14 protein-coding genes are annotated in these 11,736 nt (G+C 65.9%); 7 read left to right on the top strand and 7 right to left on the bottom strand.

Annotation, left to right across the window (positions count from 1 at the left end):
* The first annotated feature begins 95 nt into the window (after positions 1–95).
* Together VF632_RS11680 and VF632_RS11675 are read left to right on the top strand one after the other, a co-directional pair.
* Positions 96–308, top strand: a complete 213-nt coding sequence (locus VF632_RS11680; RefSeq protein WP_331023067.1) for a hypothetical protein — start codon at positions 96–98, stop codon at positions 306–308.
* Between the two features lie 1,417 nt (positions 309–1,725).
* Positions 1,726–2,238, top strand: a complete 513-nt coding sequence (locus tag VF632_RS11675) for a hypothetical protein (RefSeq protein ID WP_331023066.1) — start codon at positions 1,726–1,728, stop codon at positions 2,236–2,238.
* Between the two features lie 873 nt (positions 2,239–3,111).
* On the opposite strand, the gene VF632_RS11670 is transcribed toward VF632_RS11675, so the two are convergent.
* Complete coding sequence (locus VF632_RS11670) at positions 3,112–4,494, bottom strand: M28 family peptidase (RefSeq protein ID WP_331023065.1); 1,383 nt, start codon at positions 4,492–4,494, stop codon at positions 3,112–3,114.
* Between the two features lie 201 nt (positions 4,495–4,695).
* Here VF632_RS11670 and VF632_RS11665 point away from each other — a divergent pair, with 201 nt between their 5' ends.
* Positions 4,696–5,613, top strand: a complete 918-nt coding sequence (locus tag VF632_RS11665; RefSeq protein ID WP_331023064.1) for an NAD(P)/FAD-dependent oxidoreductase — start codon at positions 4,696–4,698, stop codon at positions 5,611–5,613.
* A gap of 77 nt (positions 5,614–5,690) precedes the next feature.
* Here the strand turns inward: VF632_RS11665 and VF632_RS11660 are convergent, their stop codons facing one another.
* Positions 5,691–6,773: a serine/threonine-protein kinase gene (locus tag VF632_RS11660; RefSeq protein WP_331023063.1), complete on the bottom strand. Its 1,083-nt coding sequence runs from the start codon at positions 6,771–6,773 to the stop codon at positions 5,691–5,693.
* Positions 6,774–7,001: 228 nt separating this feature from the next.
* On the opposite strand from VF632_RS11660, the gene VF632_RS11655 reads away from it, so the two are divergent.
* Genes VF632_RS11655 through VF632_RS11645 form a run of 3 tightly spaced genes read left to right on the top strand, consistent with a single transcriptional unit; the run spans position 7,002 to position 8,078 of the window.
* Positions 7,002–7,481, top strand: coding sequence for a type II toxin-antitoxin system VapC family toxin (locus VF632_RS11655; RefSeq protein WP_331023062.1), 480 nt, complete (start codon positions 7,002–7,004; stop codon positions 7,479–7,481).
* A complete protein-coding gene (locus VF632_RS11650; protein ID WP_331023061.1) occupies positions 7,478–7,765 on the top strand; it encodes a hypothetical protein in 288 nt (95 codons plus the stop codon). Before VF632_RS11655 ends, VF632_RS11650 begins: the two co-directional genes overlap by 4 nt.
* 28 nt (positions 7,766–7,793) lie before the next feature.
* Positions 7,794–8,078, top strand: coding sequence for a hypothetical protein (locus tag VF632_RS11645; protein WP_331023060.1), 285 nt, complete (start codon positions 7,794–7,796; stop codon positions 8,076–8,078).
* 200 nt (positions 8,079–8,278) lie between these two features.
* Here VF632_RS11645 and VF632_RS11640 read toward each other — a convergent pair whose 3' ends face one another.
* The 4 genes from VF632_RS11640 to VF632_RS28235 form a co-directional block, all read right to left on the bottom strand.
* On the bottom strand, positions 8,279–8,470 hold the full coding sequence (locus VF632_RS11640; RefSeq protein ID WP_331023059.1) for a hypothetical protein: 192 nt from the start codon (positions 8,468–8,470) through the stop codon (positions 8,279–8,281).
* 255 nt (positions 8,471–8,725) lie between these two features.
* Positions 8,726–9,229, bottom strand: a complete 504-nt coding sequence (locus VF632_RS11635) for a hypothetical protein (RefSeq protein WP_331023058.1) — start codon at positions 9,227–9,229, stop codon at positions 8,726–8,728.
* 94 nt (positions 9,230–9,323) lie between these two features.
* Entirely contained in the window at positions 9,324–9,809 is a 486-nt protein-coding gene (locus VF632_RS11630; protein WP_331023057.1) for a nuclear transport factor 2 family protein, read from the bottom strand.
* A 162-nt stretch (positions 9,810–9,971) separates the two neighbouring features.
* Positions 9,972–10,190 (bottom strand): hypothetical protein, encoded by a 219-nt coding sequence (locus VF632_RS28235; RefSeq protein WP_414682892.1) that lies wholly within the window; start codon positions 10,188–10,190, stop codon positions 9,972–9,974.
* Positions 10,191–10,622: 432 nt separating this feature from the next.
* Between VF632_RS28235 and VF632_RS28055 the strand changes: the two genes are divergently transcribed.
* Positions 10,623–10,946 (top strand): hypothetical protein, encoded by a 324-nt coding sequence (locus VF632_RS28055; RefSeq protein WP_349263993.1) that lies wholly within the window; start codon positions 10,623–10,625, stop codon positions 10,944–10,946.
* Here VF632_RS28055 and VF632_RS11625 read toward each other — a convergent pair.
* On the bottom strand, positions 10,907–11,719 hold the full coding sequence (locus tag VF632_RS11625; RefSeq protein WP_331023056.1) for an alpha/beta hydrolase: 813 nt from the start codon (positions 11,717–11,719) through the stop codon (positions 10,907–10,909). The genes VF632_RS28055 and VF632_RS11625 overlap by 40 nt on opposite strands.
* Positions 11,720–11,736: the final 17 nt, after the last annotated feature.

Here is an 11,736-nt window from a genome sequence, read left to right as displayed (position 1 = left end):
CGCGCGCGATTGGATTCGCGCGCGGCGCTTCTCCATCGGCACCCGCTCCGTCCATCGGTGTACCCGAACGTCCAACATCGGATTCAAGATACGGAATGACGGACGACGAGATCGGGGAGCGCCTCCGCGACCGCGGGCTGGAAGAGGACTACATCCGCGAGCTGCTGGCCAGCCTGGGCTTCGACCCGGCGGAGGGGTTCACGGTGGACAGCATCGACGCGCTGGATACGGCCACCATGCCGCAGCGGCGGAAGGCGGCGCTGCGGACCCTGGCGCTGGCGGATGATGCGGAGGGAGCGGGTGCGTGAGTGCGTTAGTGCGGAAGTGCGTTAGGTGTGGATGGCCCTTCTCCAGTGCGCTGGGGGAGGGTCTTTCGTTTCGTCCCTGGATCGTTGCGGATGTCGTTTTGGGCGGGACCTTCGTTTGCGTCCCCCTTATCCAGATCCCCATCCGCACCGGCTGGACGCCGCGCGGTCCGGAGGGTCCGGCACTCGGAGTAAGTGGAGCCTGTAACCGGTTCACCAAGGGCAGCTACGAATACTTGCGCAGTGACAAAACCAGCCCAATGTATCCAGATGGTTGTCGCCTCACGGGTGTTTGCCGCCCGCCGGGTGCTGGTGTCATTCAGCCCACCCACAGTGGACAATGACAAGCTTCAGCCCACCCTGGATATCCCACCACAGTCGGCTTTCCTCGTATCGGCGTGTCAGGACGCGGGCCACAGGCTTCCTACTGGAGCAGATCCTGGGGCTCGCAACTCAGTTGCTGCACGAGAACAGGCATCTGGCCCCTACGGCTGCTTCATTAGCCAGGCTGTGACCGGCAAACCTTACCCTTACAGCTACTCCCAGTTTGCCCTGGAATTTCCCCCCCGCAGCACTCCGGGATGACGGTGTTACTCTCAGGTATCAGTACCGTTTGCAGGAACCGGGCAAGGAAGCAGTACTTGTGGCCAACTGTACGATCCCACGCACCCGTCTGGCAGTGCGGTTGCTCGAGCAGCGCCTGAAGGTGCCTCGGAATGCTCGCTACGAATATGTTCGCGCTGGCGGGCAGACGGTAGGTACGATGTCAGCGGACGAGCCGTGTAACTCCAAGGTCGGAGACCAGTACGATCCGGATAAGAACTGCTTCATGCTTGAGGGTGTCACCGCGATCGGAACACCTGCTACCGGTCCAGGTACTGGGGAACCCTCGAGCCCGTCGACGGGGCCAATTGTCTCCGTCGATCCCAACTCGCCCGACCGCGGCTCCGGAGGCACCAGTCCTTGTTATGGCCCGATGCTCGTCTGCCCGGCGCAGGTCACGAGGGGCAGCGTGGTCACATGTTCGCTCACCACTGCCGATGAGCTCTCGACGGTTGTGAGCGAATGGGTATATACCGACACGGCGGGGCAGGGGGGCGGTCATCGGGAGCCATCATCCGATCACACGTGGAGCGGGACCGCCGTCCATGGAGGCATCGTTTCCGTCATCGTAGATACGGGCACCGGCCCACAAGAATACTTCTCTGGTTTTGCTGTGACGAACCGCGGGTGGCGCTGGGACTCCAGCAAGTGGAGTTTCCAGCAGGGGGGCGCGCCCGCGTGCTACGGCCAATCCGCGACGACAGCGGGATTTATTATCGGTTGGAACACGGCGGCAAACCGCTGCGACCCCCTGCGCCTCGACCCAGATCCAAACGGATATTCGGTGGCGCAAGTGTCCGGGGGGCCGAATCATGGTATGTGGTATCTTACGGGGGCGAGTTACCGGATGGACCGAGGTTCAAACCTCAATCCGAATGTGCTTCCGGGTGGTCCGCGGTTCCACGTTGCCGATGCGACCCAAGCCCAGGAGTGCCGTAACGGCGGGCTGACCGGGACTTCCATTCATGCGAATTTTTACGAGTTCAACCCGTACTGCAAGGGCGTTGCCATGGACGCGATGATCACTGCTGCGTGGGCGCATGAAGGGTTTGGATCAAATGGTAGCAATGGGCACGAATCTGTCGGTCGATACGCCGCCGGACAGTTGGCGTATGATCCCTACGCTGCGATGGAACCAATAGTCGCAACCCAGGAATTGTGGGTGCGGGAGGGGGCGCGCCAGCAAGCGCTCGATCGCGGCCGCGACCTTTCCAACTATTCCGCGAATCACGTAAACGGTATCAGTGGCAATTGGTCCGGAACCCTGTGGGCCTACAACCCGAGTGACGGCAGTTTCTATGCGATTGCTCCCAATCCCTTCGGCATCTAGTAATCTCATGCGTATCCATCTGCCTCGTGGTGCGGCGACCTCCCTGATCGGTGCTTTGTTGCTTGCCGCAGTCACCACGAAACCGGTCCAGGCACAGTCCGTTGAAGTGGTCCGTACTCCCAATGGGTGGTCGATCACCCACCATCAGAGCGGAGGATCCCGCTCCATCGTAAACGTGCCGTCGGTACCGATTCTCCTTGCCCGGATGGAGCGGGTTGCTCCTGAAGACCCCCCACGGGCGATGATGATCATGTCCAGTGTTTTGGGAGAGTCGGAGCACTTACCCAGTGCGGTGATCGACTCTATCTTCGACGGGCTCCAGCACCTTGCCGCAACATCGAGGTCAGCGGAGGTACGATCAACCTCGGTTAGTCTGTTGACCATAGCCGGAGCCCAGGACGAAGCGACGGGCTCCCGCGTGGCGCGCCGGCTGGTGAGGCTTTACCACCAGACGTCGGACACGGACATCAGGCAAAGACTCATATCTTATAGCTTCCCCGTCCTGGCCGAAGCGAGCTCAGCGCTCGGTTTGATGCGTGTGGTCGCGACTCAGAACGGCTTGCGAGAGGATTTTCCGAATGCCGCCGAGTGGGCAATCAGCGGGCTGTTGCACATGGACGAGGGTGGGCGTGCCGTGCTGAGAGATCTCCATGAGCGAGGCTTGGTAACGGATTCTAAGGCGCGAGGGACCCTAGCTGCTCTCTCGCGCAACGGTTTCCGCCTACCACACCGCAGGCCGTGAACGCAACAGGTGTCATCGGCGGTCGGCGTGCCGAGCTGCGATGGGAGTAGCGTTCGTCGGCAGGCCCGAGCGCGATGACGACGAGCCGCCAGGGGAAGCTCCCCGGCGGCTTCGTGTTTCCGGCAACGCGCCTACCTGCCTGGCACCGGGAAGACGGTGAGGCTCTCGTTGCCGTCGCGGTCCACGGCGGCGACCGCGAAGAACCAGTTGTCGATGACGATGTTCTCCAGCGTGGCCTCGGCCACATTGCCCACCCAGCGCGAGTGCGTCCAGTTGGCGTCCGTCGGCAGGCGCCAGTACACGCGGTAGCCCGCCAGGTCCGGCGCGTCCACCGCCTTCCAGCGCAGCACCGTGTGCGGCGTCACGGCCCCGCGGATGGTCACCGAGTCCGGCGCGGCGGGCGCCCAGGCCAGCGACGCCATGGAGGCGGTGTTCAGCGCCGTGACCTTGGCGTTGTAGACGAAGTCCATCGCGTCGGGAACGTCGCCGTACTCGATGCCGTTCTCCACACGCAGGTCCTGGTGCTGGCGCGTGTAGTCCTCGTACAGCTCCGTCAGCCGCACGGCAGGAAAGCCGGCCAAAAAGAACGGCGTGTGGTCGCCGCCACGGCCGAAGCGGTCCAGGCGGTAGATGATCTGCGCGTCGAGGTTGGGCACGTAGCGGTCGGCGATGCGGTCCACGTAGCGCGCCAGCTGGCGGGTGGGGACATCGAGCTCGCCGCCGCTGTACAGGTACTGGCGCAGCACGGCGGCCGGCGCCTCGGGCGGAATGCCGGGCGACAGGATGCGCACGACGGTGTTGTCGGCCGCGCCGTTGATGCCCCGCGAGTTGCCGATGATGTCGTTGTTCAGCACGCCGGCGATGCGCCAGTTGTTCGCCTGCGCGTGGCGGGTGAGGATCTGGGCTCCGTTCAGTCCCTGCTCCTCGCCCGCCAGCGCGGCGTACACCAGGGTGCCGTCGAAGCGGTGCTTGCTCAGCACGCGCGCGGCCTCGATCACCGCCGCCGTTCCCGACGCGTCGTCGTTGGCGCCCGGCGCGTCAGAGGTGTCGTTCATCACGTCCGTCACCCGCGAGTCGTAGTGCCCCAGGATCAGCACGTGGCGGTCGGGGTCCGTCTGCCCGCGCTGGATGGCGACGACGTTCACCACGCGCGTGTCGCGGGGAATGCGCTGGTTCTGCCCGCCCGGAATCACCTCGCTGACGTACTGCACGTCCAGGCACCCGCCGCACTCGCGCGAGATGCGCTGGAACTCGGCGAAGATCCACCGGCGCGCCGCCCCAATGCCGCGCGTGGCCGAAACCGTGTCCGACGTCGTGTGCCGCGTGCCGAATGCGGCCAGCCGCCGCACGTCGGCCTCCAGGCGCGCGGGCGACACCTGGCGGACGATCTCGTGGATGCGCGGGTTCTCGGCGCCGGGGCCGCTCCCGCCGGTCGAGGCCTGCGCGTTCAGGGCAGATGCGGACGCGGCCAGCGCGAACGCCGCGAGGGGGACGGTTCGGATGCAACGGAGCACGGCAGCCTCCAGACAGCGGTCAGGCACGGGCGGACGAAGGTCGGCCCGGCGGCGGCGGAATCGGTGGATCGTTCGGGAAAATGCAGTATACACGCCACCGCCCCCACGGCAACCGCCGGTGCGTTGGCGCGCACCCGGCCCGCCGATTGCACCCCCGCCGTCCCTCGCTTGCCTGGGTGAAAACGCGCGGAGGGATACCGGATGCCGTACGGCGGGATGTACGACGTGATCGTGGTCGGCGGGGGGCCAGCGGGGCTGGCGGCGGGGCTGTGGCTGGCGCGCTATCGCCGCAAAGTGCGCGTCTTCGACGCCGAAGACCCGCGCAACGCCGAGACCTGGGCTGTCCACGGGTACCTGGGCATCAAGGACCCGCCCCCGGCCGAGTTGAGGAAGGTCGCGCGCCTGCAGGCCATCGACGCCGGCGCCGAGTACGAGCCCGCCGTGGTCACGGAGATCACGGGCACGCAGGACGACTTCACGGTCACGGTGGAGGACGGCCGCACCTTCGGCGCGCGGCGCATTTTGATCGCGACGGGGCTGCGCGACATCCTCCCCGAAATCCCGAACTTCCACGACTTCTACGGCACCAGCATCTGGCACTGCCCGGACTGCGACGGCCCGGGCATCGCCGACAAAAAGGTGGGGGTGATCGGCTGGGGCCGCTCCATCGCCGCGTATTGCATGTACATGCTGACGTGGACGGAGAACCTGACCATCCTCACGCACGGCCACCCGCCCGACATGGAGGAACCCGCGAAAACGGCGCTGGAGCGGTGGAACATCCCGGTGCGGGAGGCCGTGATCGAGCGGCTGGAGGGCGAGGGCGGGCAGATCCAGCGCGTCGTTTACCACGGTGGGGAGACGGAGGAATTCGACGCGCTGTTCTTTCACATTGCGTCAGGCCCCGGCTCCAGCTTTCCCGCGGACCTGGGGTGCGAGGCGGACCTGGACGGGATCCTGGAGGTAGACAAGGAGCACCAGACCACGGTGCCCGGTGTGTACGCGGCGGGCGACATCATCCCCGGCTCACGCCTGGCGCTGCGCGCCGCGGCCGAGGGCGCGCGGGCGGCAGTGGGCATCCACAAGTCGCTGATTCCGGACGACCGTAGACTGAAGTAACTGCGGTCACAACGGTCAGAACGGTAACTACGGTTCGGTCGTGACCGTAGTTACGTTGGTTGCCGTAGTTACCTTCGTTACCGGGTTGCCGTATCCGCCCGGCGCTCGATGGGCGCGTTCTCCGGCCACATGCGGTGGCGGCCCTTGAGCATGGGGGCGAGGGCGGCCAGCATTCCCGAGACGGTCTGAAAGCGGTCGGCGGGGTCGGCGGCCAGGCAGCGCAGGATCAGCTTTTCCAGGTCGCGCGGCACGCCGGAGTTGTGGGCGCGCGGCGGCACGGGCGCCTGCGTGATCTGCGGATAGCGCTGCTCCAGCTCCTTCGTGGTCAGGTCGCGGCCCTCGGTGGGGGGACGGGCCCGCGCCACCGGCCGCTCGTCAGTCTCCTCGTCCTCGTCCAGCTCGTCCCAGAACGCCTCGTCGTCCTCGTCCTCGGGCTCCTCGGTCGGCCACTTGCCGGTGACGCACTCGTACAGCAGCGCCCCCAGGCCGTACACGTCGGTCGCGGCGGTCAGCGGCTGCTTCAGCACCTGCTCGGGCGCCATGTACGGCGCAGTCCCCAAACGGTCGGCGGGGCGGCGGATGGGCTCGATCTCGCGCACCACGTCGAAGTCCAGCAGCACCGGCACGCCCTCGCGCAGGTGCACGTTGCCGGGCTTCAGGTCGCGGTACAGGTAGCCGCAGCGGTGAAGGTAGTGGATGGCGGCGCCCACGTGCATGATGGCGCGGATGGCGTCGGGCACCTGCAGGCGGCGCTGCGTGAGCCCCTCCAGCACGTCGAACAGCGAGGGCCCGGCCAGGTACTCCAGCAGGATGAACGCCCGCCCGTCTGCCTCGCCGCTGCCGAACAGCCGCACGATGTTGGGGTGCTTGAGCTTGTCGAGCACCTCGGCCTCGCGGCGGAACGACACGGGCGCCACGCCGTTCACGCAGTGCTCGGGGAGCAGGATCTTTCCCGTGAGCGCGCACCAGTGGCGGTTGCTCCACACCTGGTACAGCTCGGTCATGCGCCCGCACGCCACGTGGCCGATCACCGTCAGCTCGCCCACGCGGTCGCCCACGGACAGCGTGAACTTTTCCTTCGGCCGCGCCGGCTCGTGCTCCCACCTGCGCGCCGCCGCCAGCCCCTGGTAGCGCGCCCGCGCAATCGCCGGAGATGCCATGTCTCTTTCCTGGAACAGGTTGCGGCTCCCGGGCGGGATGATCCCCGTCCGGCCGCGCCGTGACAGGATTTTTCCAACGCAACGGGCGTACCCTGCACATCGGGGAAAGGCGGCGGGACGAGGCCGTGACATGCTCCATTCCCGTCACAGGTGGACACTCCGCTACGCCTGTGGCCGCTTTGCAGCGCAGGGTTACGCATCCAATGTGGACGCTGTTACCTTCGCCGCATGCCGAAGCCCCGCGTCTACGTCGAAACGACCGTCCCCAGCTTCTACCACGATCCGCGCACCTCGCCAGCGGTGCTGGTCAGGCGCCGCTGGACGCGCCTGTGGTGGGCAGGCGCCGCGGAACGGTACGAACTCGTCACCAGCGAGTACGTGGTCGAGGAGCTCGCAGCCGGGAGTATGGACCTGGCACGAGAACGATTGAGATTGATCCAATCGCTTCGGCTGCTCGGATCGACGGCCCGTATGCTCGAGGCGGCGCAGATATACGTTGATCAGAAGCTGATGCCCGCGTATCCGCCGTATGATGCCTATCACCTCGCGCTTGCGTCGTGCCACGACTGTGATTTCATTCTCACGTGGAACTGCAAGCACCTGGCAAACCCCAGCAAGGCTGGGCGCGTGGAACGGATCAATCTGTCCCTGGGGCTCTACGTACCCCGGCTCGTGACTCCACAGGCTCTCCTCCGGAGGGAACCATGAGCGATGCTTTCGACGCCGAAGATTTCGACGCCATCCTTGAATGGGACGACGAGATAGACGCGATCATCGAAGAGATCTGGGAGGTCCGCCGGAAGATATGGGAGCGGTTCGATCATGATCCGCTCAAGATGGGCCACCACTACATGGCGCTGGAGCGGCAATCCGGAAGGCGCGTGATCTACGGTCCGCGGTTTCCCAGGGCGCGGATATCAACACCAGGAAAAGGGCTGCGCCGCTCGCGGACTACGCGTGCACGTCACCGATCGCCCGGGTTGAACTTGTAACTTCGCGTGACCTGCTCTGGAGGGAACGATGATCGACCCGGACTGCGGCTTCGAGTGGACTGAAGAGATTGACGCCACCATTGAGGAGATCTGGGAGATTCGCCGCCAGATGTGGGAGGAGTTCGACAATGATCCTCACAAGATGTCTGCCCACATGATGAAGCGACACGCCGAACGCGTCGCCCAAGGGCACCCTGAAATCAAGTCGTCGTCGTCGCCAGAAGAGGACGCCCGGATCATCGCCGCTTGCCAGGCGCTATTGAGAGAAATCGAGGCGCAGGAACAATCGCCAGAGGCGCACGCGCATCAGTGATCGTTCGGTGAGGAACGATCTGGCGCGAATCGTCGCTCCACGCGATCTGCCCCCGTGGCGAGATCGCTGCGGGGCCGTGCGCTTTCTCTCACCCTTGGGCCGCTGCCCGTGCGGCAGGAATGGCGAATACCAATGAGCCCGCGGGGGCGTGCCGATCCCCGCGGGCCGAAGGACATGTGGTGCTGCAGAGTCGTGGGATGTCAGCACCCGCCGTAGGTGAGCACCCCGTTGCAGTTGGCAACGTCGTACTTCAGCGTGCTTTGTACCCAGCTACCGTCGATCTTCTGGCAGAGCGCGGTCAGCGTTCCACCTCCACCCCCGTCGGGGGTGAACACGACGTTCTGGCTGGTCTGCTGGTAGGAACCGGGAGGGGGCGTGTTTCCGTTCGACATGATTCGATCCTTGATAAAGTGTTGGCGGCACGCATCAACCTATATAGTGTCCATAAATGAATTGCGCAAGCATCTTGGTATGAGTCTGTGGTTCCGCACTGTCCTAAGCTTCGCCGGTGAGCTTCAACTCGCTAAACGTGGATGCCAGGAGTGGCTACTGCTCATTCACTGACGCGAGCGCAGCCCGGTGCGGCTGAATCTGACCCGACCGATATCGTGGATGGATATGTGCCTGCGTGCGGCGCCCGGAAAAACCTATTTCATGGTAAAGCGCACGGTGCGGTAAACCTGGAGCTGTTGCAAGCGCACAGCCTGGCTCGTCGATTGGCCGAGCAGATAGACCGAAGGACGCGTCCACTGGGCACCGGTGTACAGCGTGCCCTCCAGCTCGTTGTCCCATAGTTCTGCGATGCTGCCCCCAATCGATTCAGAGAAGCGATTCTGGCGGCCCGCGGAAAGTGGCAGCTGACCCGCCGGAACATTCACCGTCGTGGTGGCAATGGCGGTTGGCCGGTACTGTCCCACTCCCCAGCGAATCCAGCCCCCCTCCCCCCTGAAGGTGTTCGCGCCACTCTGACGCCAGGTGGAGGGCACGCAGAAGGTAAAACCCTCCGCCGTGATTTGACGCCAGGTCTGCGGCGAGGAAGCAACTGGCACCTGGCAGGCGACGACCGGAGCATCCTCGTGCGATGAAGCTCCGCTCGACGCGCATGCGGTGAGCCCAATCAGTAGAACTACAGGCGGGAGGCGCATGAACATCCTCGTTAAGGTTAATGGTCCAGCTTGTTGCTGAGTGAACAGAATCGCATGCCGTAGCATCGGGTGCGCGCCTCCTGGCAGTGGCATCGATTCGTCAGGACGGCGGCGCGGCGCCACCCTGGCGCGCCGGCCGGCTCGAGTTATCCATGTCCGAGAAGATGAGCCACCGCCCGTCTGGCCCCCGGCGGAGGGTCAGCGTGAACTTGCCCTGGTCACCCGGCGCATCGCCGTAGCCGTACGCGCCGATGATGTAGCCCACCGTGTCCGCCGTCGCGGCCGCGAGCGCCCGCAGGCGGAGCGGCCCGCCCGCCTGACCGGCGTACGCCGCCTCGATCGCGGCCCGCCCGCGGATGGGCGCGCGCCCGCCCTGCAGGACGAAGCCGTCTTCGGCGAAGAGCGCGGCCAGGCCCGCTGCGTCGCCGCGCCGCCAGGCAGATTCGTAATCGCGGAGCACGCGATCCAGCTCCGGCGACAGTTCCACCGAGGGGAGCTCGGGGCGGGGCGCCGGCGTGGCCTGCGCCTGCGATTCGCCGGCGAGCGCGATCACGAGGAGGGACGTCAGGATGGCTGTGAGGCGCATAGGATGGGAGGTCAGAGGTGAGGGAGCTTCGATACTGCTTACCGTCGCCCAATTGGGCCGCTCCGAAGGCCGCGCTCGCCAAAGCTGCCCTGCTGGACAGCGCCAGTCAAGAAGATGGGAGACCATGATTCGCGGCGCTGAGATCACTCGTCGCCTTCAGGATTACGCGAGGATGCTGTTGCCGTTGATGATCCCGGAAGCAACGAGCCCAATCTCTTTTCTGAGGGGTTGCGGCACGTTCGTCCAGCGCGTGGCGCCCGAAATGTGAAGTTTGCACCCCTGCTCCTGGGCTGCGGCCAGAATCTGGCCGAACCAGCGGGCGTGGGTCCACTCGCGCGGAGGAGGCGAGTGAAGGGTTCGCCGGACCGGATCCCAATTCACCCCATCGCCTCACGCCAAACGAGCGGAAAGGCCACCGATCCCGGTGTCACGTGCAGCCGTCCCTCGGCGTCGATTTCGATTTCGGCAATCAGATCAGCGGCCATCGTCTATCGCTCGCCTCGCAATCTCACTTTAGCTGCGGAAGGATGCCTGAAATTACCAGTGCCCGCGCTGGCCGTCCGCTGCCGAGTTCGGTGGGCTGGCGGGCGATGCTTCCGGTGGAGTGCAACTCGCGCGTCCGAGCGACCCTCATCGAAGATCTGGCCCTGCAGGGACTTAGCGTGTGCCGAACTTGGCGCGTGGCGGAGTGCCCGCGGCCGCGAATTCCTCCCTCAGTCACTCGCCGCCACCTTGCGGAGCACCACGCGGGGAATGAACCCTGCTGACGGCCCGCCGGAGACGCCTGAGCTCAGCTTACGGGACACGGTGCGGATGCGCTACCCGGTCACCCCCGATGGAAGATACTTCGTGGTGCGGGGCCGTCTCTGGCGCTGTACCAACCCAGGGTTGAACCAGGACGAGCGCGGGCAGCTCACGCGGGAGCTGATGCAGGCGCGTGCCGCGGTGGGAAGGGCGAAGCGCGCGGAAGACGAGGAGGTTGTGCGCCTGGCTCGCGCCGCGGTGAACCGGGCGAAAGTCGCCCTGGGAGAGCGAGGGGCGGTCTGGTGGACGGACGGAGCCCCCGATTACAACCGGCACCTGGCGAGGAACACCCCCTATCGGGCGTGGTTCGCAAGCCTCCCGGCTCCGGAGTGACGCTGCGCCTCTGCTCGCGTGAGGTGCTCCCTCAGCAGGGTATTGATCTGCTCGGCATGCTGGATCGTCACTCCGTGCGAGGCATCGCTCACCTCGACGAATCGGGCGCCCGGCACCCCTTCCGCCAGCGCCCGTCCGTACCGCGGCGGTGCGATTGGGTCGTGCGTGGCGCTGACGACCAGTGTCGCCACTCGTGCCAGCCTGCCCAGCCTCGTACTCGCATTATACGCGCGCAGTGCCCGCAGCTGCCGCATCGCCACGGGCGGCTGATCCGCCAGGTCGTGCCCGAAGAGCGGTTCCAGGCGCGCCGCCAACTCCTCCGCCTCGCTCGCGACGACAGCCCCCGGCGGCATGACGATCTCCAGGAACGCACGCCGTCGCATCCGCCGCGTGCCGACCGAGGAGCGAAGCCCCAGCCACAGCATTCGCCGTGAGAGCCGGGTGGCATCGCGCCCGCGGGCCACGGTGCAGAGGAGCGAAAGGCTGCGCACCCGCTCCGGCGCCGAGAGTGCCAGCTCCAGTGCGACCGGCCCGCCCAGGGAGTGCCCGACCACGTGGGCGGAGTCCCACCCCTGGCAGGCGAGGAGTGCCCGCGCATCGTCCGCCATCTGCTCGACCGTGAGCGGCAGTGTGAGAGGCTGGCTGGCTCCCATGCCCCGGTTGTCGAAGGAGAGGCAGCGGAACCCGGACGAGAGCGCCTCGACCTGGGGTGACCAGCCGCCGCCGTGCACGCCGACGCCCTGGATGAAGAGTACGGGCGGACCTTCGCCCACCACTTCATAGGCGAGCC

The sequence above is a fragment of the Longimicrobium sp. genome (assembly GCF_036388275.1).
In the GTDB taxonomy this organism is placed as follows: domain Bacteria; phylum Gemmatimonadota; class Gemmatimonadetes; order Longimicrobiales; family Longimicrobiaceae; genus Longimicrobium.
This window is presented reverse-complemented; position numbering and strand designations above follow the sequence as displayed.